At 61.8% G+C, this 26292-nt stretch carries 15 protein-coding genes; 4 read left to right on the plus strand and 11 right to left on the minus strand.

Features of this window, described 5'->3' with window-relative positions:
- Positions 1–50: 50 nt before the first annotated feature.
- The 3 genes from AC1DVS_RS11620 to AC1DVS_RS11630 are packed head-to-tail and all read right to left on the minus strand — an operon-like array spanning position 51 to position 6194.
- A complete protein-coding gene (locus AC1DVS_RS11620; RefSeq protein WP_478023132.1) occupies positions 51–2675 on the minus strand; it encodes a glycoside hydrolase family 31 protein in 2625 nt (874 codons plus the stop codon).
- Positions 2672–5344 (minus strand): glycoside hydrolase family 3 C-terminal domain-containing protein, encoded by a 2673-nt coding sequence (locus AC1DVS_RS11625; RefSeq protein WP_478023133.1) that lies wholly within the window; start codon positions 5342–5344, stop codon positions 2672–2674. The genes AC1DVS_RS11620 and AC1DVS_RS11625 overlap by 4 nt, the downstream gene beginning before the upstream one ends.
- Positions 5345–5360: 16 nt before the next feature.
- Positions 5361–6194: an amidohydrolase family protein gene (locus AC1DVS_RS11630; protein ID WP_478023135.1), complete on the minus strand. Its 834-nt coding sequence runs from the start codon at positions 6192–6194 to the stop codon at positions 5361–5363.
- 74 nt (positions 6195–6268) lie between these two features.
- Between AC1DVS_RS11630 and AC1DVS_RS11635 the strand changes: the two genes are divergently transcribed.
- Positions 6269–7072: an IclR family transcriptional regulator gene (locus AC1DVS_RS11635; protein WP_478023137.1), complete on the plus strand. Its 804-nt coding sequence runs from the start codon at positions 6269–6271 to the stop codon at positions 7070–7072.
- On the opposite strand, the gene fucP is transcribed toward AC1DVS_RS11635, so the two are convergent.
- The 8 genes from fucP to AC1DVS_RS11675 all read right to left on the minus strand — a co-directional run bounded on the left by fucP (position 7069) and on the right by AC1DVS_RS11675 (position 18491).
- Complete coding sequence (gene fucP, locus AC1DVS_RS11640; RefSeq protein WP_478023139.1) at positions 7069–8376, minus strand: L-fucose:H+ symporter permease; 1308 nt, start codon at positions 8374–8376, stop codon at positions 7069–7071. The genes AC1DVS_RS11635 and fucP overlap by 4 nt on opposite strands.
- A gap of 45 nt (positions 8377–8421) precedes the next feature.
- Positions 8422–9441 (minus strand): aldo/keto reductase, encoded by a 1020-nt coding sequence (locus AC1DVS_RS11645; RefSeq protein WP_478023140.1) that lies wholly within the window; start codon positions 9439–9441, stop codon positions 8422–8424.
- A complete protein-coding gene (locus AC1DVS_RS11650) occupies positions 9428–10438 on the minus strand; it encodes a zinc-binding alcohol dehydrogenase family protein (protein WP_478023142.1) in 1011 nt (336 codons plus the stop codon). The genes AC1DVS_RS11645 and AC1DVS_RS11650 overlap by 14 nt, the downstream gene beginning before the upstream one ends.
- Positions 10439–10532: 94 nt before the next feature.
- Entirely contained in the window at positions 10533–12617 is a 2085-nt protein-coding gene (locus AC1DVS_RS11655; protein WP_478023143.1) for a beta-galactosidase, read from the minus strand.
- A gap of 86 nt (positions 12618–12703) precedes the next feature.
- A complete protein-coding gene (locus AC1DVS_RS11660; RefSeq protein ID WP_478023145.1) occupies positions 12704–14251 on the minus strand; it encodes an alpha-L-fucosidase in 1548 nt (515 codons plus the stop codon).
- Positions 14252–14284: 33 nt separating this feature from the next.
- Entirely contained in the window at positions 14285–15868 is a 1584-nt protein-coding gene (locus AC1DVS_RS11665) for a GH39 family glycosyl hydrolase (RefSeq protein ID WP_478023146.1), read from the minus strand.
- A gap of 539 nt (positions 15869–16407) precedes the next feature.
- Positions 16408–17208 carry a LytR/AlgR family response regulator transcription factor gene (locus AC1DVS_RS11670; RefSeq protein ID WP_478023147.1) on the minus strand — a complete coding sequence of 267 codons (801 nt, stop codon included), beginning with the start codon at positions 17206–17208 and terminating at the stop codon, positions 16408–16410.
- Positions 17205–18491, minus strand: coding sequence for a sensor histidine kinase (locus AC1DVS_RS11675; protein ID WP_478023149.1), 1287 nt, complete (start codon positions 18489–18491; stop codon positions 17205–17207). Before AC1DVS_RS11675 ends, AC1DVS_RS11670 begins: the two co-directional genes overlap by 4 nt.
- 739 nt (positions 18492–19230) lie before the next feature.
- Between AC1DVS_RS11675 and AC1DVS_RS11680 the strand changes: the two genes are divergently transcribed.
- From AC1DVS_RS11680 to AC1DVS_RS11690, 3 genes are all read left to right on the plus strand, one after another.
- Entirely contained in the window at positions 19231–22635 is a 3405-nt protein-coding gene (locus AC1DVS_RS11680; RefSeq protein WP_478023151.1) for a TonB-dependent receptor, read from the plus strand.
- Between the two features lie 200 nt (positions 22636–22835).
- Complete coding sequence (locus tag AC1DVS_RS11685; RefSeq protein WP_478023152.1) at positions 22836–24344, plus strand: tryptophan halogenase family protein; 1509 nt, start codon at positions 22836–22838, stop codon at positions 24342–24344.
- Positions 24345–24463: 119 nt separating this feature from the next.
- Positions 24464–26008, plus strand: coding sequence for a tryptophan halogenase family protein (locus tag AC1DVS_RS11690; protein ID WP_478023154.1), 1545 nt, complete (start codon positions 24464–24466; stop codon positions 26006–26008).
- Positions 26009–26292: the final 284 nt, after the last annotated feature.

The following is a 26292-nucleotide window of genomic DNA, read 5'->3' on the forward strand; positions in this document are numbered from 1 at the left end:
TGAACAATGTTCGATTGGTTAGCGTGGCAGCGCAAAAGGTTTCAGGCCAGCTAGATCAAAGCTTGCCGTAGCGGAACCCCTCGATAGGTCACCCCAAGCCCCGCGCCCGGTCGCAGGGGCGTGTCGCCCGGCCCGACGAGGTGGAGGTTGAACCGGCGCCGCGACAGCATGCCTTTGAAGCTACCGCGCGGGCTGCCGATGCTGAGCTCGCGTTTGCGATCGTCCCAATGTATCGGAATGATCGACCAGGCGCCGCGCTCATAAGCGTTGCTCAGCCCGTCATCCTCGTAAAAGTCGAACGCGCCATTGGCTCCGGGGACCACGAACAGGTCGATCGTCTCGCCGGTTGCGTCAGCGGTCGACTGCAGCACCGGGCCCATCGGCAGGATGCTGCCCGCGCGGCCGTGGAGCGGCAGCTGTTCGATCGGAACGGCGACGTCGTGCCGACGACCGCCGTCGCGGTGGTCGCCGGTCCAGAGGTCGGTCCAGCCGCCTTCGGACTGTGGGAGATAGACCGGCCAGGTGGCCGCATCGGCCGCGAGCACGGGTGCGACATGGATCGCGCGCCCGAACATATAGCTGTGCTTCTCCGCGAGCGCGGTGGCGTCGTGGGGAAAGTCGAACACGAAGGGGCGCATCAGCGGCACGCCGGTGCGCATCGTCTCGCCCGCCATGCTGTAGAGATAGGGGAGCATGCGATAGCGGAGTTCGAGATACTGGCGCGCGACCGTTTCCAGCTTCTCGCCATAGCGCCAGAACTCAGTGTCGGTCTGATAGCCATGGACGCGCTGGAGCGGCAGGAAGGTCGCATATTGGAACCAGCGCAGGAAGCGCTCGTGATAGACGGGATCGGTATATTGCCCCTTGCCGGGCCTGAAGAACCCGCCGGCATCGACCGTCCAATAGGCATGGCCTGCGGCGGCCATGTTGAGCCCGGCTGCGATCTGCCGGGCCAGCGTATCCCAGCCATTGCCGATATCGCCTGACCAGGTCGCGGCGCCGTAGCGCTGCTGCCCAAGGAACGCGCAGCGGGTGAGGATCATCGGCCGCACGTTCGGTTCGGCACGGCGGCGCTCTTCATAGACCGCGCGCGCCACCTGGAGCGGATAAGCGAGGCGGACATGTTCGCCCTTGCCGGCAGCCGTCATCCGACCGGTGAGGTCGTCATTCTCCGGCTCGGTCGCGTCCTGCCACCAGGCATCGATGCCCAGCTTGCCGAGCCGCTGGTCATGCTGCGCGCAATAAAAGGCGGTAGCCTCGGGATTGAAGAAGTCGATCCACTCGGTGTCGGGAATATAATAGCCGTGCGCGGCGACCTGTTTGCCGAGCTCGGTATCCTTGCCGACCTTGGACCAGACCGACAGCATGAAGCGTGCTTTGCGCTCGTGCAGCTTCTGAACCAGTCCGGCAGGGTCGGGATAATGCGCCTCGTCGAAGCGCATCGCGTTCCAGCCATATTTGCCCCAATATTGCCAGTCCTGGACCATCACATCGACTGGCAGCTTGCGGCGGCGGAACTCGTCGAGATTTTCGAGAATCTCGTCCGACGAATGGAAGCGCTCGCGGCAATGGATATAGCCATAGGCCCAGCGCGGCAGCATTGCCGTCGGGCCGAGCAGATCGCGATAGCCGGCCATGATCTGGTCGGCGGCTGGGCCGGCAATCACGACATAGTCGATTGCCTCGGCCACCGGCGCGCGCCACACCGTTTGCGCCTCGGCCGGGCCATGATGGAGCACCGGCTTGTCGGCGTCGTTCGCCAGCACCTTCACCTTGTGCTTGCCGGCCGGGAGATCGGCGAAGAAGCTCGTGGTGGGCGGCAGCCATTGATTGGCGAAGTCGACGATCACCTTGCCGTCGATCTCGACATGGTGGATCGAGGCCATCTTCTGGCCGATGTCGAGCAGAAAGGCCTGCCGGCCCGCCCGATCGACCTGGATTTCCCCCTCGAATGGGGTGAGTCGGCGCGACACGCGGGCATTGCCGGTGGTGGTCGTGACGTCGGTCGTTTGCGCTTCGCCCGCCGCGCCTTTTTCGAGCACCAGCTGATGCGCAGGCGGATTGAGCTCGGCCATGCCGCGATTGTGCCAGAGCAGGCCGTAGCCCTTGCTGGAGAGGATGAAAGGCAGGCTGATCTGCGTATTGACCTGAGTCAGGCGGCGCGGAAGGCTGCGCAGATCGAGCGCGCCGTCCTGGAAACAGCCGGTGCCGAAAAGGCGCTCATCCGCTGGCGCCTCGAAAGCCTGCTCAGCGATCTGGACGGTTTCGTCGCCGAGCCGGACTGGCGCGAGCCGCCGGGGGCCTGGCGTTTCAGCCAGCAGCTGCTGGCCCTGTGCGTCGAAGAAGCGGATCGTGGACGCCGCGTCGATCTCGCATTTGATGTGCGGCAAGGTGAGGCGGGTGACATCGCCGCGACGCGTGCGCACGGGCCGCGGGCCCCGGGTTTTGAGCATGATGTCGCTCGGCGGCAGCGAGCGCGGCGCACCCTTCGGCACGAACCTCACGCGGAAAGACCGGTCCGTCAGCGCGATGATCTGCAGCGTGCCTTCAGGCAGGATGGCGGTGAAATCGGGCTCGCGCCCTTTCGCCGCGGCACCCCAGATCGGCGCCGCTGCTGAGGCGGCCAGAGCGGCGCTTCCCAGAAGGAAGGAGCGGCGGCTTGCGTGGGCGATCATTTCGGCAAATCTGCAGCGTCATCGATGCTGAACGGAGCCGACTGAACCGCCACGCCCGTATCCGGCTGGCCCGAGCCGATACTCACCCGGTACCGCCCCTTGAGAACGCGACGCGTGCCGTCGAGCGCGACGGCGCTGAGGTCGCGCGGACTGAGGTCGAAGCTGATTTTCCGCGCTTCGCCGGGCCGGAGGTTTACGCGCTGGAAGCCGCGCAAGGCGATGCGCGGCGTGCCGGGCTCATTGGGGAAGTTGAGGTAGAGCTGCGCGACCTCCTGGCCGGCGCGGCTGCCGGCGTTCCGCACTTCGGTGGTGACGCGAATGCCCTTTTCAGCGCCGCCGCGTGGGCTGTCGACCTTGACCGGCGCATAGGCGAAGCTGGTGTAGCTCAGGCCATAGCCGAACGGATAGACCGGCGTGCCCGTGAAATAGCGATAAGTCCTTCCCTTCATGTCATAATCGCCGAACGGCGGCAGCTCGTCGATGCTGCGATAAAAGGTGAGGGGCAGGCGTCCGCTCGGATTGGTGCGGCCGGACAGCACATTGGCGATGGCGAGCCCGCCCGACTGGCCCGGATACCAGGCTTCGATGACGGCAGCGGCATTGTCCTTCGCCCAGGACAGGTTGATCGGGCTGCCGTTCATCGCGATCACGATGAGCGGCTTGCCGGTGGCTTTCGCCTTTTCGAGCAAGGCGATCTGATCGGCGGGGATGTCGAGCGTGGTCTTGTCGCCGCCCTTGAAGCCGGGGACCTGGACGGGCGATTCCTCGGCCTCGAGATCGGATGTCAGGCCGACGACCGCGACGAGCACATCGGCTTTGGCGGCGGCAGCGGCAAGCGTCGCGTCGGGCGTGTTGGAAACGCGCTTCCAGACCAGGCCCGCGCCGGACGACCCATGGCCGGTCGCCCTGATCTCGATCGGATAGCGATGGCCCTTGACCAGCTCGATCTGCTTCATCGTCGGAAGGCTGTTCCACTGCGATTTGCTGAGATCGACAAAGGGCTTGCCGTTGAGGGTCATCTCGCCATCGGTGCCGTTCATGCCGAGGCGATAGGTGCCGGTTTCCGGCGGCACGATGAAGCCGGTCCAGACCACGCGGTGATATTCGGTGACCTCCTTCAGCGACAATCCACGGCCGCCGACCTCGGCCTCGCGCCGGGTGAGGACCGGCGTCGCGGAATATTTCAGATCGGCCACGCTCTTGCGCGAAGCGCCGGGCAGGAAGAAGCGCGGCGGGGTCGTGGTGGCGTTGTAATAGCGTGCCAGCAGGCCGGGCGATCCGTCGGGTGCGCGGAGCGCCGTGGTCGGGATCCGGTCGCCGTCGGTGAAGCCGGGCGCGGCTGGCGCATAGGTGATGCTGGCGCCGGGCATTGCCTGGCGCAAGCCGTCGAGCACGGACACCGGCGGGGCCGACATCGGCGCTGAGTAATTGCCGCGCAGCACGCGGGTCGCGTCGCCGAGCGGGCCGATTACAGCCACCCGTAGATTGGGGCGCAGCGGAAGGATGCCGTCATTCTTGAGCAGCACAAGGCTCTTCTCGGCCGCGTCGAGGGCGAGCTTGTCATGACCCGGTGCGCCGACAGCCGATGGTGGCACATCGTTGGTGCGGATGCCGGGGAGGTCGCCGTTGCGCAGGCGAGCCGAGAAGAGCCGGGTCAGCGCCCGGTCGATGTCGCCGATCGAGATCAGCCCGCGATCGAGCGCCTCGCGGTAGCGTTCGCCAAGGCCGCCAACGTCGCCCAGCGTCGCGCCGTTGCACTCGCTGTCGACGCCCGCGCGCATCGCCGCGGCTACCGCCGAAGCAGCGTCGGGGGCGTATTTGTGATTCTCGTTGATGTCCTTCACGGCATCGCAGTCGGACACGACATAGCCCTTGAAGCCCCAGGCGCCGCGCAGATGCTCCTTGAGCAACAGGTCACTCGCACAGGCCGGCTGACCGTCGATCCGGTTATAGGCACACATGATTGATCCGGCCTTCGCGTCGACCACGGCCGCGCGGAAGGCAGGGAGATAGGTGTCCTCGAGATCATGGGCTGAGACGAACACATTCGCCCCGTGGCGCGTGGATTCGGGGCCGCTATGGACGGCGAAATGCTTGGGCGTGGCAATCACGTCGGGCAGATCCGGGTTCGGTCCCTGCATGCCCTGGACGAAGGCGACGCCGAGCCGCGCGGCGAGATAGGGATCCTCGCCATAGGTTTCCTGGCCGCGGCCCCAGCGCGGATCGCGGAAGATGTTGATGTTGGGGGACCAGGTGTCGAGGCCGGTGCCGATGCGGCCGGTCTTGCCGGTCTGGCGTGCCAATGTGTGCAGGCCGCGCACTTCAGTGCTGATCACGCCGGCGACATCATGGACCAGCGGCGCATCGAAAGTCGCGGCCAGCGCGATCGGTTCCGGGAAGTTGGTCGTGGGCACTGATCCGAGCGCCCCGTGGAGCGATTCAGTCCACCAATTATAATCCGGGACATTCAGGCGCGGGATGGCGGGGGCGACGTTGACGAGCTGGTCGAGCTTCTCGTCCAGGCTCAGCCCGGCGACAAGCTTTGCGGCCATGCGATCGGCGCTGGCGCGCGGGTCGCTCTGGCTCGACTGCGACGCGGCGGGCGCGGCCGCAAGAACCAAACCGGCGAGCAACACACCGCGCAATTTTCCGAACCGCCTTGTCGTCACGTATCTTCTCCTGTTTCTATTTATTACCGCCCAAAGGCAGGTCGTAGAATTCCGCCGCCGCACCCGCGAAGAGGCGCGTTTTCGCTGCACCGCTGAGCCCGATCAGCCGCTCTGCGGTCGTGACCCAGTCGCTGTAGCTGTCGCCCGAAAGCCGCAGCACCGGCCAGTCGCTGCCCCACATGAGCCGCTCGCCAAAACTCTCCAGCAGATGTTCGACATAGGGGGCCAGGACCGATGCCGGCTGTCCCTCGGCCTGTTCGGTGCGCAGGCCCGAAAGCTTGCACCATAGGCCGCGCGCGGCGAGCGCCGCGATTTCGGCTCGCCACGGGTCGAGCTGGCTGGTTGCGATGAAAGGCTTGGCCGCGTGATCGATGACGATCGGCAGATCGGGCCAGCGATCGGCAAAGCGCGCGAGCATCGGCAGGTGGCGTGGCTGGATCAGCGCGTCGAACCTCAGGCCGTGATCGAGCATCGCGGCAATGGCGGGGGCGACGTTATCCTGAAGCAGCCAGTCGGTATCGTCGATCGACTGCAGCATGGGACGGAGGCCGCGCAATTTCGGTGCACCGGCCAGCGCTGAAATCCGTGTGGGCGCGTCCGGTGCGGCGAGATCCACCCAGCCAACCACCGCGCCGACCAAAGGCGTGCACGCCGCGAGCTCCAACAGCCAGTCGGTATCCACATCGCTGGGCTGGGACTGCACCAGCACGGTGCTTTCGAGCGCGAGCCCGCTCGCCTCCGCCGTCAGATCCGCCGGACCGAAATCGCGGTGGATCGCCGCCTCGGCCGGCGTCGGCCATTCATGGCCCGGGTTGGTCAGGGACCAGAAATGCTGATGCGCGTCGATCATTGGTCGCGTAGCCCAAGCTTTACAGCAGGGGCCTGTGCGATGCATCTGGCGACACAGACGCGCGAAAGAGGTCCATGGTCCGTACCACCCCCAAAGGCTCCTATTCGGCGCCGGCGATCGAGAAGACGTTCGAAATCATCGAGCTGCTGGCCGATCGGCCCGACGGCGCACTGGTGAGCGAGATGGCGAGCGAACTCGGCCGCTCGATCGGCGAGCTGTTCCGGATCGTGATCGTGCTCGAGCGGCTCGGCTATCTCCGCAAATCGGCGCGGTCGGATCGCTACACCGTTGCCTATAAGCTGCTCGAAATGGCCTTTCGCGCGACCCCGGCGCAGGATTTGGTGCGCGCGGCGCTGCCGGAAATGCAGAGCCTTGCGCTGGAAACGGGCCAATCCTGTCACCTCGTCGTGCCCAATGGCGGGCGGGGGCTGGTGATCGCGCGCGAGGAGCAGCCGGGCATGCGCGGCTTCTCGCTCAAGGTCGGCAGCAACGTCGATATCATCCGCAGCTGCTCCGGGCAGGTCATCCTTGGCTTCTCGACGCCGCAGCGTGCCGAGTCGATCATCGCGGCGGCCAGGGACGAGCATGATGCGGTCTTCGATGCGGACGATCTCGCTGCGCATCTGGCGGTGATCCGCGAGCGTGGATTCGACCGTAAGCAAAGCCCGATCACGCACGGCGTCACCGACATCAGCTGCCCGGTATTCGGCTTCGACGGCAGCGTCATGGCCGCGCTGACCATCCCGTTTCTCGAGCTGATCGACGGCTCGCAAAAGGTCGGCCTCGACGCGGCGCGCGAAATGTTGGGCCGGGCCGCGACCCGGATTTCCGACACTCTGGGGCATAATCCGGAGCACGCGCTGCCCTCCGCCGCCTAAAGCTGATCGCCGGCCTTGCGCACCCGTTGCGCATAGGCCGCGATCACGACGAAACACCCCAGCGGCAACGCCAATGCCAGGGGCAAGCTGCCCATATACACTGAGACCAGCCCCATCAGTGGCGGGAAGATCGCCCCGCCGATGATCGACATGATGATCAGGGACGAACCGAGCGGCCGCGCCGTCTCCAGCCCGTCAACCCCGAGCGCGAAAATGGTCGGGAACATGATCGACATGAAGAAGCTCGTCAGCATGAGAGCGCCGAGCGCGGCCCAGCCGACTCCGGTCATGGCGATCGCGCAGAGCAGAATGTTGGCGATCGCATAGACGCCAAGCAGCGTTGCCGGACGTATCCACGTCATGACCAGGGCGCCGCTGAAACGGCCGACCATGAACATGAAAAGGCTGGTCGAGAGCAGGTTGGCCGCGTTGCGCTCGCTGATCTGGGGCAGCACGTCCTTCACGAAATCGATGAAGAAGCTCCAGATGCCGACCTGCGCGCCCACATAGAAGAACTGGGCGATGACCGCGCCGACCAGTGCGCGGCGGCGCAGCAAACCGGCGAACTGGGTTCGAAGCGGCGCATCCACGCCCAGACGGCCCTCCGGCATCCGCGCCAGTGCAACCGCTGTCGCGACCGTCAGAGCGGCGGCGGCGAGGAGGAAATAGGGAAGCTGAACCGTCGTCGCCTCGCTCGCGCGATAGGCCGCGAGCTGGGCCGGAGTCATCGCGGCGATCACCGCTTTGGAGTGTTCGACGCCCGAAAAGATCAGAAGGCCGCCGATATACGGTGTTATACAGCCCCCCAGCCCGTTGAAGGCCTGGGCCAGGTTGAGCCGCTGCACTGCGGTTTTGGCGTCCCCGAATGTTCCGATATAGGGGTTGGCCGTGGTCTCCAGGAACGCGGCGCCGGCCGCGATGACGAACAGGGCGAACAGGAACATCCCGAAATTGAGCATCAGGGACGCGGGAAAGAAGAGCAGCGCGCCCACTGCATAAAGGCCGAGCCCGACCAGGATGCCGGCTCTGTAGCCGAAGCGCCGCATGAACAGCCCAGCGGGCAAGGCCACCACGAAGTAACCGATATAGAAGGCGAACTGGATCAACCCGGCTTCGGCGCGGTTGAGGCCAAGCGATTTCTGGAATTGTCGGATGAGGATGTCGTTGAAATTATTGGCCATTGCCCACAGAAAAAAGAGGCTGACCACCAGGACGAACCCCCAGCGATAGCCAGGCGTGACGAACGCGCGTCGTTCTCCGTCGGCCGCTGCATCCTGCGGCGCTGCACTCGCGATTATCCCCAACTCCTGCTCCCTCTCTTTTTTATCGTGGTCCCGAATGGCGTGTTGTCAGGCGAAGGCGTGTATCTCCGCCGGGATCAATCCGGCGCACCGTAGCGCATTCCAAAGCTCGGGCGGAACCTCATGCTGCGCTGAATCCGCTGCGGCCTCAACCTCCGCGACATTGCTGACGCCGACGATCGGTAATGTGACACCGGGATGGCTCGCTGCGAACTGCAACGCGACGGTCGGTAGCGCCACGCCGAACTCGCGGCATATCGCCTCGATCGCAGCGGTCTTCGCACGCACCGCGTCGGACGCCGGTGCATAGTCGTGATAGGCGTTCGCGCCTGAGGGGCCGGCTGCGAGAATGCCCGAGCTGAACACACCTGCCGCCACGATGCCGATACCGCGCTGGTGGCAGCTATCGAAGAATTCGGCCGCGCTATGGTCGAGAAGGGTGAAGCGGCCGGCGATCAGGAACAGGTCGAAATCGGCATGTGCCATGCTTTCAGTACAAATTTCGACTTCGTTGACGCCAAGGCCAATCGCCCCAACGGCGCCTTGCTCGCGCAAGGCGTTCAGTGCTCGGAAGCCCCCGCCAATGGCCTGCTGAAACATATATTGGTGATTGGCGCCGTGCGTGGCGCTGCCGAGATCGTGCAGATACAGAATGTCGACGCGGGCCAGTCCAAGCCGGTGGAGGCTCGCCTCGAACGATCGCATCACGCCGTCATAGCTATAGTCGAATACCGCGCTGAACGGCATCGGCGAGCGGAAGCCATCCCGATCGCGCGCGTCCGCGGGAAAAAGCAGGCGACCCGCCTTGGTCGACAGCAGATAGTCATCCGGATCATGTCCGCGCAGCGCGTCGCCGAGCCGGCACTCGCTGAGGCCCGAGCCGTAAAAAGGTGCCGTATCGAAGTAGCGGACACCGCGATTCCAGGCTGCATTTACCGTCGCATGCGCGTCGTCGTCGCTGATTTCGCGATACAGGTTTCCGAGCGACGAGGCGCCGAATCCGAACGGCCCGGATTCCGCAAGCCGGGTCAGCAACGCGGGGCGGGTGCTGGCGTCAGAAGTGGGCAATAGCCTTAAGGACATTGTCAGCCTCCGCGATCAACAGGGGGATTTGTTGCGGCAGGTCCTCCGCCTCGACACTATGGGTTTGTAGCGCGGCGGAAGGGATCTGTCCGCTGCGCATCGCGCCGATGACACGCTCGAAATCGGCCGCGAGCGCGTTGCGGCTGGCGAGCAGGGTCGTCTCGCGCTTGTGGAATTCAGGGTCGTCGAACACGAGATCGCCTTTCGTGACGCCGACGAGAATCAGCGAACCGCCATTGGCGACGAAGGACAGGCTCTGCGCCATTGCCGAGAGCACGCCGGTCGCGTCGAACACCGCGTCGAACATCTCACCGTCGGTCCGTTCCGCCAGCGTCGCAGCCAAATCCGGCCCCGCCAGCACCGTCCGGCCCAGCCCGAGATTGCTGCGTGCATAGTCCAGCCGTGCCTGCCGCCTGTCGACCAATGTCACCGTCGCGCCGTCCAATTGGGCAAAGAGGGCGGTGGCGATACCGATCGGTCCGGCGCCGACCACGAGCACCCGGTCACCCGCTCTCAGCCGCGCTCGCGATACAGCGTGCGCGCCGATTGCCAGGAACTCGAGCATCGCCGCCTGGTCGAGCGTCAGCCCGGTCGCGTCGATTACAGCGCGTTCCGGCACGGCGATCATCTCGCACATACCGCCATCGACATGCACGCCCAGCACGCGGATATTGGCGCAGGCGTTGGGCTTGCCACGGCGGCAGGCGATACATGTACCGCAGTTGAGATAGGGGTTGATCGCGACGACCTGCCCCTTGCGGAAAGTCGACCCTTCAGGAGCGCTCTCGATCTCCCCGGCCAGTTCATGGCCCATCACGCGCGGGTAGGTCAGGAAGGGCTGGCGCCCCGCAAAGATATGATAGTCGGTGCCGCACAGCCCGACCCGACGGATGCGTACCAGCACTTCGCCTTCGCTCGCGACCGGCTCAGGAGCGGTGGCGATTCCGACGTCGAACGGCGCGTGACATACAATGATTCTCATGCGCTAACGCATACCGACTGATCGCATATATGCAATCCTGATTGCATATATGCGATCATGTGCAAGTCTGCTGTGGGGGACGGTCCGCTCCCCACTATTTTCCCTGAAGCAACTCGACGCCGTACGGCGCGAGATCGATCGTCCCATTATAGATTTTGTGACTGAGGACCCCGGTCCGCATGCCGGCGAAATCAACCGTCACGGGCGCATTGTTCGTGTTCACCAGCATCAGCCGCCCTTCGACAGTCCGCGCGACGACGCCTGCCGGTGTGATCGGCCCGCGTTCGATGCCCACGCTACCATAAAGCGAGCGGATGAGTGGCGCGATGAACGACGGCTGGGCGGCTGTGGCAAGGTAGATTGCGCGCCCTTTGCCGAACATGTTGATTGTGATCGCCGGGCTCTTTTGTGGCGTGTTGTCGAACGTCGCCAGCGCCTTGGCCGTGCTCGGCTCGAGCACCTCATAATAGGTATCGGTGCCGGTGCGCATCTCGCCATTGAACATGAACTTGAGCGGCTGTTCGGATCGGTAGAACTGGTTGGTGCGCAGCCCGAACACATCCGACAGCCGGCCCGGCAGCGACGATTCGAACCATTTTCCGGTCTCGTCGACCTTCGCTGAATAGCCGGTCATGATCACCGTGCCGCCGTTCGCGACATAGTTGCGGACAGCGTCGGCGGTTGCCTTGTCCATGAGATAGGCGCTCGAGAGGACGACCAGCTTATAGGCGCTGATCGGATCATGCCCCACGTCGATCACCGCAGCATCGACATTGTCCTGGAACAGCGGCTCGAAAGCGGTCTTCACCAGGTTGGAATAATTGGCTTTGAAATATTCCTGCATCGTGTTGGGGCCTGACGGAGGGCTCGTCAGCCAGTTGGTGTCGAACGAGAAATGGATGGCCACCTTCGGCTTCTCGTAGCGCGGGAAGCCCATGGTGCGGAGCGCCCTGAACTCCCTCGCGATCTGGCCGAACTCATCGACTTTCCAGGACGGGCGGCCATCATGATCGACCAGGCCGAACAGCGCCTGCTCCTCGCCGCCGATATGGGAATTGAAGGTCCAGGCCAGGAAGGTCTGCGAATAATGGAGCAGCCCGAAATAGGCCCACATCCGCGAGCGTCCCGGCGTGCCGTAATAGCCCCCACCGCCGGCGGTGAACTCATTGAACCAGACCGGCGTTTCATGCGCCGCCCTGTTCATCATGACTTCGAAGCCCGCACCCGTCGCGTCGCCAGGGTAGAAGCCCTGGGCACCATAGGTCGAAATCTCGTCCCATGAGCGGAGATAGTCGAAGCCCTTGGTCGACGCGGTCGGCCAGAAATTGGAGGCGACCGGGAGGTTCGGTGCATAGTGCTTGCGCACCGCTTCCAGATCCTTGAGCGCGCCGATCGTGTCGTCGGACCAATAGCGGCGCAGGTCCAGGTTGCGTTCGTTCGGCCCGGGACCATAGAAATAGGGCAGGTCGACCTGATCCCAGTTGTTGATCCGCCGCGACCAGCGCTGCGTCGCCCACGCCTTGTTGAGCGCTTCGATCGAGCCGTACTTCTTCTGCAGCCACGCGACGAAGCGCGTGCGGTCAGCGGGGGAATAGGAGACCTGGCCGTTGCCGATCTCGTTATCGTAGCCGATCGCGATCACCGCCGGGTTTTTGGCGTAGCGCTGCAGCATCTTTTCGGCGAGCCGCCGGGCGAGGCGCCGGTATTCGGGGTCGCTGATATTGTCCCAATAGCGTGATGCCTGGTTCTTGCGGACGCCGTCCTGTGTGACGATGTCGACCCCGGGATATTCCTTGTGCAGCCAGATCGGTGCGGGCAGGCCGGGGATGTCGACGATCACCCTGATTCCGGCGGCGTGCATCTGCTCCAGCACGTCGTCGAACCATTCGAAGGTGAAGCGGCCATTCTCGGGCTCGAACGAGTCCCAGGAGAGATCTCCCATCCGCACCATGTTGAAGCCGGCGGACTTCATGATCGCGATGTCCTGCCGGATCTGCTCCGGACTGCGATCGACCGGTTGATAGCAGGCGCCGACGAAGAGCTGCCCCTTGCCTGGCCACTCCGGATGCCCGGCAGCGCTCTGCGCACGGGCTTCGGATAGCGACGCGATACCTGTGAATCCGATGCCGAGCATCAGCGCCAGGGCAAGACCGGATGCCCGAATAATGCGGTCGTTCATGCGTTCAAATCCCTGTCCCCGTAAAAGCTAAACCACCACCCTTGCCCGGCGCCATGCGCTGTTGCGGACGGGGCCGGGCAGTACGTTCAGCCAAACAGGATCTTGAATGCGCTGGCGTGTCGCGTCGGCATGTTCGCGGGCAGGTCGATCACCAGCGCCTGGTCGGTTTGCCGAAAGCGGATCTTGTCCCGGTGGCCGAGCAGCCGGACCTCGCGAACGCGCCGCCGCTCATGCGGACTTTGCAGACCAAGCGATTCGATCGCGGTGGTGCCCCGCGGTTCCGCCAGCGTGATCGCATACAGCGCCTCGCCTTTCGTCGTGAAGCGAATGTCGCGCGCGCTATATCCGGTCGCCTCGCTAAAGGCGCCCGGCGCTGTCTTGGTCGGCCCCTCGCCGAAGATCTTCCACGGACGGGTGCCGTGGATCGCCTCGGCATTGACCTTCATCCACGGCGCGAGCTCGGCCAGCAAGAGTTCGGACTCCGGCGGAAGGCTGCCATCGGCGTAGAGAACGATATTGAGCAGCAAATTGCCGTTCTTGCTGACGATATCGGCCATCATGGACACGACGTCGTCGGTGGTCTTGTAACGATAATTGTCGCTGTAGAACCAGTCGCCGTTCGATGTGTCGGTCTGCCAGGGCAAAGGATTGATTCCGTCGAGCACGCCCCGCTCGACATCCTGCACCGCCCATTCTTTATGGAACTCGCCCGAGCCCAGAGCCTTGCAATTATAGACCGCCTCGAGCTTGCCGCTGCGCGCAATGCTGCTGTTGTACAGGTGCGCAACCAGCGTCCGCCCGATTTCGCCGAACGGCAATCCGCCATCCGAATAGAGCAGATCCGGCTGATAGGAATCGACGAGATCGGAAATGCGGTCGAACCAGTGGCGCTGGAATTTGGGATTGTTGGTGTACCAGGTGCCGGGCTTGTTCAGGAACGGCTCGTCGCGATTGTCATGGTAGAGGTCGGCGTAGCGCGGGTTCGCGCCGTCATAGTCGATGCCAAGCTTGGGCCAGAACTGATCGTAGAGATGGTTCGGATACCACCAGCAATAGCTGGCGCCGAGATGCTCCGACACGCCGAAGCGCAGGCCTCGCCGCTTCGCCGCCACCTTCCAGGAACCGACGATATCGCGCTTCGGCCCGATGGCGGCCGCGTTCCAGCGGTGGTGCTTCGAATTCCACAGATCGAAATTGTCGTGATGCACGCCCATCGAAACGAAATATTTGGCGCCCGCCGCGGCATATTTGTCCATCAGCGCTTCGGGATCGAACTTCTCGCCCTTCCAGAGCGGGATGAGGTCCTTGTATCCGAATTCGGAGGGATGGCCGTAGGTCTTCAAATGATGGTCATAGTGCGGGTGGCCCGGCACATACATGAAGCGCGCGTACCAGTCGCCCTGACGCGGCACCGCCTGCACGCCCCAGTGCGCCCAGATGCCGAACTTCGCGTCCCGGAACCAATCGGGCGCGCGGTAGGTCTTGAGCGATTCAACGCTTGAATTGAAGGGGCCCGAAGCCGCGTCGAGCTCCCGGCCAGCTTTCGCAGGCTCTATCGCCCGTGCCGCGGATGGGAGGCCGAGCGCGGCTGCGACTGGCGCGAGCAGTATCTCGCGCTTGCTGAAGTTAACCATGTACCTCTCCCTTGAATCCTGATCCTGCTTTCGTCAGCGCCCGATCCGGTCGAGCCGAACCAGCAGGACATCGTTCGTTTGCATGCGCGCATCGACTTTCAGGACGCCGCTCTTCGGAACGGTCACCACCTCGTTGCGCTCGGGCAAGTCGCCGGTCAGCCCTTGTAGCTGATCCACCTGCGCGGCGGAAAGCGTACGGGGCAGCTTCATGTCGATATAGGCCGAATAGGCATCATTATGCCGGTAGCCGGTGCGATAGGTGCGCAGGCGATAACGCCCCGGCTGGACATGGGCGAAGCGCGCGCTGACCGGAGCGGCCACGGGCGCTTCCACCAATTGCCTGTAAAAGGGGCGATTGCTCACCTTCTGCTCAGGCTGATGCCAGTCCCACACCAGCAGCGCGAGGCTGGATCGGTCGATCGCTGCCATGCTGTACTGGTCTTTGACGTGGATCGCCTTGCCCTGCAGCGCATGCAGATATTTGTACGCGAACCAGGCCGGCTTGCGGATGCCCTGTGGGTTCATCAGCCCGAAGCCGCCTTCAAAGGCTGCCGTGGGCGGACCCGGCTCCTCGAACAGGTCGCTATAGGTCCAGTAGCTCATGCCCTGGACTGAACCCTGGACCGCCCTCAGCTTGGTGAGGATATAGGGAGCGCTCACATAGCTGTCGTGCACGGCGTCGCGCGGGGTGTAGCTGGTGCTCCACTCAGTGAAATAGAGCGGCAGATTGGGGAATTTGGACGCCTGGATCTGCGCCCGCACTCTGAGCACGTCGCCAATGATCGCATCGGGCGACGGCGAGAGCTTGGTGTCTCCCTTGCCCTCCTCATCGAGGAAACCACCGTCCACACCATAAGTATGGGTGGTGACGAAATCGACCGGGACGCCGCGCGCCGCGACATGATCGAGGAATTCGGGCACCCAGGCCGCGCCGGCCGTCGACGGACCGCCAACGCGCAACGCCGGATCAACCGCCTTCAGCGCGCGCGCGGTTACGTCGTAGAGCTCGAAATAGGCGTCGCGATCGGCCTTTTCCCAGAAGCCGTCGAGATTGGGCTCGTTCCAGACCTCGAAATACCAGCTCCGCACTTCCTCGGCGCCGTAGCGTTGTTGAATGTGCCGGGCAAAGGCATCGATCAGTTTCGCCCATCCATCGAGCTTCGGATGCGACGTGTTGCCCTTCCAATAGAAGATCGAGCTGTCCGACGTCTTGAACGCCTCGGGGGTGAAGCCGAGCTCGACGAAGGGCTTGATGTTGCGCGCGAGCAACTTGTCATAGAGCTCGTCGAGTTTGGTCCAGTCATAGACGATTTGGCCGTCCTTCACCTGCACCGTCTTCAGCACATCGTGAAAGATTGCGTGGAAGCGGATGTAGCGGAATCCCAGCTCGCCCGTCGTGGTCTTGAGTTGCGCCATGCTGTCATCGCGGATCAGCGTTCCGGGATAATCCGATCCCACCGAGAGGTCGAAGAACCGATCGACCGGCGTTGCCGCTGTCGTCGCATCCACCTGCACAACGCGCACCGGCGCCGTCGCGGGCTGGGCAAGCGCCACTGAAGGCGCAATTCCGGCAAGAATCAGTCCCGAAACGAGCGGTACGACCAGGCATTTTCTCACGGCATTCCCCTCCGAGGGTGGCTTGTCATCTCTGCCGGCGCTTCGTGGCGGCGCCGTGCGTTATGCACCGAACGCTGCTTCCCGTCCTTACCGCAGCTGCAGTTTTGTGGGCCTCGACCCGCTACAGGCAAAAAAGGGGCCGGGAACATTGTCCCGGCCTAGGGAGGCTCGTGGGAACTGGAACAATTCGTCCAGCTCAATATCGCGGATCAACATTCACGTTCGACTGCAGGATCCGAGTACGGGACCACAAGCTTCTGGAGCTTTTGTTCCTGTACAAACATATTGTTCAACATGGTCTGTGAAACCGTTGACAGTAAACCTGGCGCGCTGGTCACGAATATTGATCAAGGCACTTGTTGCAGGAAACTATAGCGAGCCAAATCCCGCTGTGTAAGAATTGTTCCGGACCGGCAAATCGGCGCGGTGAGGCGGTCGAGGCGGCGATGAGCCGGAATCCAGGCCCCTGAGGGCTAGCGAATCGGGGTGTTTCGGACGCTGCTGTCAGGCGCTATGTCGCGAAAGCGGAAACCCGCTGGTCAGAGCGATTGCCCAAGCATGTTTTCAACCTCCGCGCGATAGCTCCGGCTGAGCATCAGCCGTGTGCCGTCCTTCAGCACCACCTCGAACTCGCCGTGAGAGCGGCGCTCGAGGAATGCGATCGATCTGAGGTTTACGACGCTCGAGCGATGGATACGTACGAACTTGAAAGGGTCCAGCCGGCTTGCCACGGTGGCGAGGCCGGCGCGGTACAGGAATTCCTCGTCGCCGGCATGCAGCGTGACATATACCCCGGCGGCTTCGATCCAGTCGATGTCCTGAGTCATCAGGAAGTGGGTGGCGTCCTTCTTCTTGACGACCATCCAGTTCCAGATTTCACCCGGCTTGGCACGACTCGCGGCCAGCTTGAGCAGTTCCGGACCAAAGGCATTCGCGTCGCCCTCGCTGTCAGGATGGATCTCCTCCAGACGCTTTTTGACCCGCTCCATCATCTTTTCGTAGCGAGAGTCGCCAAAGGGCTTGAGCAGATAATCGACCGCCTCCGCCTCGAAAGCCTTGAGGGCGAAGCTGTCATAGGCAGTTACGAACACCGTCAGCGGCATGTTTTCGGCGCCCAGGGCATCGATCACGCCAAAGCCATCCACGCCAGGCATCTGCACGTCGAGGAACACAATATCGGGATTCGCCTCCTGGATCAGCGCAACCGCATCGACGCCGTTCCTTGCCTCGAGGATCTGGCCGACATCACGATCCTGGGAGAGCAGGTCCATCAGACGCTTGCGGGCCGGAGCCTCGTCGTCGACCACCAGCACACGGAGCGGTTCGGGCGCCGCTTTCATGCTTCGTCACTTTCGACGCGGTATACGGGCACGCTCATTGCCACTTCGGTGCCGCCTCCGTCGCGGCGGCGGATCACGAAACCATGCTCGCCCAAATCAGGGTAGAGCGCCGCCAGCCGTTCCCGCGCGAGGCGCACGCCGAGTCCAGTCGATGCATCCATGCGCCAGTTCGGCGGCAGGCCGACGCCATCGTCAAGCACGCGGATCTGCAATTCGTCGCCCGCACGCCACGCGGAAATCATGACCTTTCCGCCTGCCAGCCGACCCTCGATTCCATGGCGGATCGCGTTTTCCACGATCGGCTGCAGCAGCATCGAAGGCACCAGGATAGACAGCGTCTCGGGCTCGATATCGATGCCGATTTCCATCCTGTCCCCGAAGCGAATGCGCTGGATGGAGAGATAATGCTCGAGAAGCGACAGCTCCTGCGCCAGCGTTATTTCAGTCCTGTCCTTGCAGTCGAGCGACTGCCGCAGCAACGCGCCAAGGTCCCCGATCATGTCGCGTGCAAGATTGGGGTTGGCTGTGACTTCAGACGAAATCGTATTGAGCGCATTGAAGAGGAAATGCGGCTCAAGCTGGAGGCGCAGCGCGTTCAGCCGCGACGCGAGCAAGCTCTTTTCCACACGCTCCAGCTGAAGTCGGCTGGTCAGGAAACGGTTATAATATTTGAACGCATATACGATGCCGACCAATGCGGAAAATGTCTGCCAGCCACCCAGGAAATAGTAGACGGCGAAATCGGGTCTCAGCAACGGATTCCACCATAGCTGAGGGATCGCTAGCAGCAGCAGACCGCACAAATAGGTATGGATGAGACTGAAAGGGACGCTCAGGAAAAGGAACAGAAGCGCCAGGCGGCCGATGCTCTGCTCGGTCGACGCGAATTTGCGGTCGATCAGCAGCAGGGCTGGCGTCAACATAGCCCATGCCCAGGAATCAACGAGCTTGTCGATGAGGTTGAGCCAACGGAAGCCCGTGAACGTCTCCGGCACTGCAAGGAACAGGCCGAGACACGTCCAGGCGAGGAAAATGAGAATCGCCGGGCGGAGCCGGCCGAACAAGGTGGTGTCCGAACGACTGCCCGCGTCGCTGGCCTCGGCGCCCGCTCGAACATCGCTCGCTAAAATGATGGCATCGGAACTCATGGTTGGCTGCAGTCCATACCCGATTTCGGGCCAGAATGCTTGCCTCTTCCAATCAGTGGCGCTCACGCCCCGTCCGGCACCCCGAACAAGGCCCAGACGGGCGATTGCCGCTGCCGAGCGACGGACGAGCTTCATGATCTCTCCTGCACTTCCCGCTCGTTGAACAAAGGGTCGACTGGCCACGCGACGACGAGCCGGAGCTCGGGGTGATTCGGGACAGTCCGCCCATGGGCAGCTTCTCCGCCCTGTTATGGTCAAGCTATGGGCTCGCCCCAAGGCCTGGCAGGACGCGATTTACCAAAAATGTTGCGAAACGGACTCTCGTTTAGCTTTCCGGCCTCTCAATTCGCAGCACGGATTATCCGCACAATATTCGTTCCGTTTTTGGCCGATTTTGACGGGTCCAGTACAGGTGCCGCGTGGACGAGCTCAATGATTTATGTGATTAAAGCGACCTGCCGCTGAAGTAGGTCTGGCCGCTGAGGCCGATGAGAAATAGACTTTAGGGAGAGATTGTGTCGGTGACGGCAAATACCCTCCCTTTGCTATTAAAATGGAGGGTTTGCCGTGATCATTGGCCGCGACATGCTTGAGTGCGATGCGGAGTTACTGCCGGAAGCGGCTCCAGGGTCGCCCGGTTGCAGCCGGTCGAGGTTCGGCCTCGACGGACGGCAATCCTTCCAGCGGAAATGACAACGATGGACCAACGGCAATGCTCATATGGGGCCGAGCCGGGCCCATCGCAACCCGTGTCAATACCTCGGGCGCTGGCCGGTCGGCAGAGAGGTATAAATAATTTGCGCTCGGTTTGAACTCACGTATAAAAACGCAACGCACATATAAAAAATAGTGCATCAAAATTGGGGGAGTAGAAATGAAGACGCGAAATTTGATGTTGAGTGCCAGTGCTTCGGCGCTGATCCTTGCAACCCTGAGCATGGCAACGCCGGCATGGGCGCAGGACGATGCGCCCGCCAAGGCGAAAGATACGAGCGACGACGTCGCGGTTGACATCATCGTCACCGCCCGGCGGAAGGCGCTGGCGGATGCGATCTCCCTCAAAAAGAACGCCGACACGATCGTCGACTCGGTGACCGCGGACGAGGCCGGCAAACTGCCGGACAATTCGATCACCGAAGTTCTTCAGCGCGTGCCGGGCGTGTCGATCTCGCGTTTCAATGGAGCCAACGGTGGCAGCACCGCGTTCCAGATCGAAGGCACGGGCATCACCGTGCGCGGTCTTCCCTTCAATTCGAGCATGCTCAACGGCCGGCAGGTGTTCAGCGCCAACGGTGCAAGCGCCATCAGCTGGAACGAAGTCACGCCCGAGCTGATGTCCGGGGTCGATGTTTACAAAGCGACCCGCGCCGACATCATCGAAGGGGGTGCCTCCGCGATCAACCTTCGCACGCATGTGCCCTTCGATTTCAAGGATACGCAGTTCAACGTCAGCGCGGGCGGCACCTACGGCACCATGGCGAAAAAGGCTTCGCCCCGCATTTCCGCCATGTTCTCCAAGCGTTTCGATACCGGCATCGGCGAAATCGGCGTGTTGTGGGATTTCGCCTATAGCGGTCTATACCAGCAGAGCAGCGACCTTCAGGTTGGCGCCATGTTCGCCCAATATGTGCCCACCTCCAAACGCGCCGATCATCTGGCTTTTGTTCCCAGCTCGTTCAACTGGAACAATAACCAGACCAAGCGCGACAGATACGGTGCCTATCAGGCCATTCAGTGGAAGCCGGCTTCGAACCTGACGCTGACCAACACCATATTCTTCTCGCAATATATCGAGCATAGTCAGGGGACCAGCGGTAGCTTGGGGCTGAACCCATCTGCAACGTCCGCGGTTATGCCCAAGGTCGGCAGTCCGGTCGAATATGATGCCGACGGCGCCTTCAAGAAGGGAACGCTCACAATCGGATCTACCGGCAATGCGGTGGAGTTTACGAATACTACCACCCACACCGGTTGGCTGCCCTCCTACTACCAGCTCGATTGCGGTGCCAGCTATGGCAGCCCACCGTCGTCGATTCAGTGGGACTGGTCGGCTGATGCAGGTATCAACCCGTCGAATCCCCCTGCGAATTGGAATCACAAGATTCTTGCGCAGTGCACCCCCCCCAGCTCCTCGCTGAACCCCGGTGGCGGCGCCACGGCATCCCACAGCAAGAACTCCACGCTGGATATTTCGCAGAGCTTCGTCTGGACCCCTGGGGACCGCGTGGCGGTGCGGGGAAGCGCGCAATATGTTTCGTCCAGCTCGACCGGGCAGCAGTTCTATGTCGGCACCAATCAAAGCAGCCCGCTGGTTAATTCGTTGGATGTCGACCTGTCGGGCTCGCTGCCGGTCGTGTCTGGCATCAACACCGCCGGGGTGGTCGATCCGAGGACGGCGTCCTTTGGCCAGTTAGGCTATCACGAACCCAAAAATAAGGGGACGATGCTGGCCGGACATCTCGACCTTGAATACAGGGTCAGCGACGGCGGATTCCTGCGCAGCATCACTGTTGGTGCCCGTGCCGCCAGGCGAACCGAAAACGACAATTTCGTGGGGACATATTGGGCTCCGCTGAGTCAGCCCTGGATGGGGCACAACTTCGGGGATCACCCCGGTGACCCGAACTTCGGGCCGGGAAATGTTCAGTATTTCAGTAACCCCAATGTCTGGCCGGCGGATTATCAGGTTGCCACCTTCCCGAATTTCTTCGGCGGCAAAGTGGCTGTGCCGGCACAGCTTCTCGTCGCTAGCCAGCATCTCATGCAGAGCTATGACTGGTACCATTTGCTCCAGACTTATAACGGCGATATCCCCAACGGGACCAAGGATCAGTATTGGAAGAACAATATCGATCAGGGCCTGAACAAGACCGAGAGTCGCATCACCAACTGGGCTGGCTATGTCCAGGCCAGGTTCGCGCATGATCGTATCGGGTTCATCCCGGCATTCTCGGGTAATATCGGCGTTCGTGTATTCCACGATTCTCTGAAGTCGAGCGGTCTGCTCGGAACGCCGAACGCTTCGAACCTCGCTCTGACCGAAGCGGACAGCACGGCCTACTTCAACAAGCAGCAGAACCTGCCGGGTGCGCCGGCGACGTACCCGACAGTCTATGGGTTTACTCTAGCGTATTTCCCGCAAACCCGCGACTATAGTTACACGCGCGCTCTGCCTTCGTTCAACATCAAGTTCGATGCATCCGACAAGTTCAAGATTCGTGGTGCGGCATCGATGTCGTCTTCTCCGCCGAATCTCAATGACATTCGCGCGGGCGGTTCGATCAGAACCAGGTCACTTAAAAACCCCATTAATGGTGACAATTCACCTCAGATTATCAAAGGTGTTCTCGTCGACATCGGCGGCGCAGCTCTCAAGCCGACCATGATCACCAGCGAAGACCTGACATTCGAATACTATCCGTCGTCGTCAAGCTTCTTCTACATCGATCTGTTTGCCAAGCAGATTAAGGATGCGCCGGAGTTCTATTCGTACGTCGTCAAGGACATTGCTACTCCGGTCAAGGCATACGCCAATGGTGCGACCCCGCCCGCGGTGGGAAATACGACTCCGAACCCGGATATTACGGATACAACCCTGACTCTTCCGTGGGTCTATCTGCAGAACAGGTCGTCGACGCAGAAGGCCTATATCAAGGGCTTTGAGATCGGTGGCCGCAAGTTCTTCGACAAATTGCCGGGCTTGCTCAGGGGACTGGGTATCGAGGGTAACCTGACCTACATCGACAGCCGTAACCCTGCGCAGACGGCCAACAGCGTGTTAACCACCCCCCCGCCCGGCGGCCTCCTCTCTGGCCTCAATCCGGACGGTACGGTGCCGCAGACCTACCCGAACCTTCCTTACGCAGGATTGTCGAAATGGGCTTACAACGTCCAGTTGCTGTACAGCCGCGGCAAGATCAATTTCCGTCTGGCGTACAACTGGCGCGACAAGGCGTTGCTGTCGACCAACGTCAATCCGCTGTCCTATGCGACGAGCGGCGGCAATCCCTACATTCTCAACACCAGCCCGACCAACTTTGACGCGACCCATTCCTATCCGGTGTACAACATGGTTCCGGCGTATATGGCAGCGGCCGGTTACCTGGATGCGGGTTTCGACTTCAAATTGAACGAGAAGCTTTCCGTTTCGTTCAACGCGAACAACCTTCTCAACACGATTTCGCGGACCCTTCAGGAGCCTATCCCTGGGGTATTCCAGCCGTACGATTATAACGTCAGCGATCGGCGCTACGAGGTCACCGCGCGGGTGCGCTTCTGACGGTCTGAACGGGGAAGGGTGCTTCATCGAGGAGCGCCCTTCCCATTTTTCGAATAGAGTATTGCGGCCGGTTCGTGCCTGGTCGCATGTCACAGACACAGCTGGTTGGCGCGTGCCTTGACCGACATTCAACCACCGCATACGCCTGAAACCCCGTTCGGCAGGCACAGCACCGGGTACGTTCATGGCGAGGCATGTTTATGAACAGCGGCCATCAACAGGATATCGTCATTCTGGGTGGCGGCGCGGCGGGGTGGATCGCGGCCGCGCTGCTGGCCAAGAAGCTTAATCCTCAACAAACGCGCATCACTCTGGTCGAATCCGAGGAGATCGGCATCATCGGCGTCGGCGAGGCGACGATCCCGATATTGGCGCAGTGCAACGCCTTGCTCGGCATCGATGAATTCGACTTTGTTCGCAGCACGCAGGGCACGTTCAAGCTGGGCATTGAATTCTGCGACTGGGGAACCGCCGGAAACCGGCACTTCCACGCCTTTAGCGACTATGGCCATCAGGTCGAAGGGGTGTCGACCCACCATTACTGGCTGAGAATGCGGCAATCGGGCGACGACCGTCCGATAGACGATTATTCATTCGCCTATGCCGTTGCGAAAAATAACAATTTCGCCCCGACCGATCCGCAGAATGCGCGCTATCACCATGCCTATCATTTCGATGCCGGACTTTACGCCCGCTATCTGCGGGACGTGGCGATCGGGCTCGGCGTGCAGCGTATCGAAGGAAAGATGACGCACTTCGATCTGGACGGCGAATCCGGCAATATTACCGCTATCCATCTTGCCAATGGCCTTAAGGTTCCCGGCGATTTCTTCGTGGATTGTTCCGGTTTCGCGTCCGCGTTGCTGGGAAGGGCGTTGGACACGCCGTTTGTCGACTGGTCGCGCTGGTTGCTTTGCAACAGCGCCATCGCGGTGCCATCGAAACGCACCGGCCCGCCGACGCCGTTTACCCGGTCAACCGCGCACGCCGGGGGCTGGCGCTGGACCATCCCGCTGCAACATCGCAGCGGCAATGGCATGGTCTATAATTCGGATCTGTGGAGCGACGATGCGGCGCGAGACGCCTTGCTGGGTGCCATCGACGGTGAACCGATTGCCGAGCCGCGGCTGTTCCGCTTTACCTCCGGCCATCGCAAGCAGTTCTGGAACCGCAATTGCGTGGGGATCGGTTTTGCCTCCAGTTTTCTCGAACCTTTGGAGTCAACCGGAATACAGCTGATCGTCATGGGGGTCCTGAAGCTGCTTAAATTTTTCCCCGAACGGACCATCGACCCCGTTCTGCGCGACCAATATAACCGGCTCTCCACCCGCGAGATCGACCGCATCCGCGACTTCATCATTGCCCATTATTACCTCTCGCGCCGTCCCGAGCCGTTATGGGCTGCGTGCCGCGACATGGAGATACCGGACAGCCTTCGGCACAAGCTGGAGGTCTGGAACGCCAGCGGGGAAATCGCGCTGGAAGATTCCGAATCCTATATGGAGCCGAGCTGGCTCGCCATCCTGCTGGGCAATGGTGCCGTTCCAGCGCGCTACAACATATCGGCTGATCTCTATCCGTTGGAGCAGATCCGCAACGGCATGGAATTGCGCCGCGAAGAGATCCTGCGTTCGGCGCAGGCGGTCCCTTCGCATCAGGATTTCATCGATCGTAACTGCAAGGCGCCTCAAACGGTACCGGCCGACTAAGGTGCCTCACCGCGATGTGGCTGAGAGCGGGGGCGGTCCGATTGAGAACGCCCCCACGAGTTTATGGTGGCAGCGTCCTGTTTTTTGTTGGTCCGTGACGGGCCTGGAGTGTGAGGACCGTGCAGAAGAAAGTCATCATCGTCGGAGGCGGCACGGCAGGATGGACGACAGCCGCCTATCTGGCGAAAATGCTGTCTCATGGGCTGCCTGGCGGGTTGGACATCACCCTGGTGGAGTCGCCCGAGATCGGCATCATCGGTGTTGGCGAAGGCACTTTCCCCAGCATCAGAAAGACCTTCAGCCGTATAGAACTCGATGAAGACAGCCTGGTCCGTGAAGCCAGCGCAACCTTCAAGCAAGGCATTCGCTTTGTCGACTGGCGTGGCGTCGCGGACAAGCAGGGCAATGATTCCTACCTCCATCCCTTTCAGACTTCCGCCCAGCACTCCGATTTCGATCTTCTGCCCTATTGGCTGCTGGGCGTGGCCGGTGACGCCAGTTGGGCGAGCGCCAGCACCGTGCAGCCGCGGGTCATTGACGCAAGACATGCGCCGAAACTGATCAGCCACGCTGGACACAATGGGCCGCTGAGCTACGCCTATCATTTCGACGCAGTGGAGCTGGCCGCGCTGCTGCGTCGCCGCGCGCTCGCGCTGGGTGTCAGGCGGATCGAGGATCTGGTCCAGCAGGTCACCGTCCGCGAGGACGGCCATATCCAGAGCCTGACCACGCGAACCCATGGTGACCTCGAGGCCGACCTCTATATCGACTGCACAGGCTTTCGCGCGGAACTGATCGGCAAGGCCCTGGGGGTGGATTTTCGGTGCCTTCGCGACCAGCTGTTCGTCAATCGAGCCGTGGCGCTGCAAGTTCCCTATGACCGGCCGGACGCGCCCATCGAGTCCCAGACGATCTCCACTGCGCAGGAGGCCGGCTGGACATGGGACATCGGGCTGAGCGGCCGGCGCGGCGTCGGCTATGTCTATTCGACCGACCATACTTCCGACGCCCGCGCCGAGCAGGTGCTGCGCGACTATATCGGGCCCGCCGCGGCATCGGTTGAATCCCGGGTGCTGAATTTCGAACCGGGCTACCGTCAAATCCAATGGAAGAACAACTGTGTCGCCATCGGGCTGTCGGCCGGCTTCATCGAGCCTTTGGAGGCGACGGGCATAGGATTTGTCGAGATCGCAGCTCTGCTGATCTCCAATCTTTTCCCCTGGAACGGCAACTACGAAGCTTGCGCCAGACAATTCAACCCATTGATGACCAGGCGATATGAAAATGTAGCGGATTTCATCAAGCTGCATTACTGCCTCACCCGCCGTGAGGACAGTGAGTTCTGGCGCGATAACGTCAGGTCCGAGACTGTCGGCGATGGCCTAAAGGAACGGCTCGAGCGCTGGCAGTTCCGCCCGCCTTCGTTCCTCGACATGGATCCAAATCATGACATATTCACCGACGCGAACTGGCAATATGTTCTTTATGGTCTCGGCTACAAGACGGACCTGAGCGCTCAGGCGGGAGCGTTCCGCTACTATGACGAAGCCAGGGACCGGTTCGCCGAAATCCGGCGTCAAGGCGACAATGCGCTGTCGGCCTTGCCCACGCACCGCGCGCTGATCGAACAGGTCCGGAAAAGCGGTTTTGTGCGGCCCGGATAAGCGATTCAACCGCATTGCTGGATCGGTCATAGGATAGGCACGGGACGTCTCAGAAGCCCGAACTGCTCTTTCTAATGGTCTGGCTTTCTGAATGCCGCGCGGCGCCACGGATGGCGCTTGCGCGCCGAATTTCCCTGTTAATTCCCTGTTATTTCCCTGTTCCGAGCTGGCTGAACCAATAACAGATTCTATTAAGGTGTTGTAATTAATTTCTAATATTGAAAATCCGAGTGAGAGCAGCGCCGAAAAAAAGAAAAAATTCCCTGTTCCGCGCAAATAACAGG

It is taken from the genome of Sphingomonas sp. P3_C5, assembly GCF_056402635.1.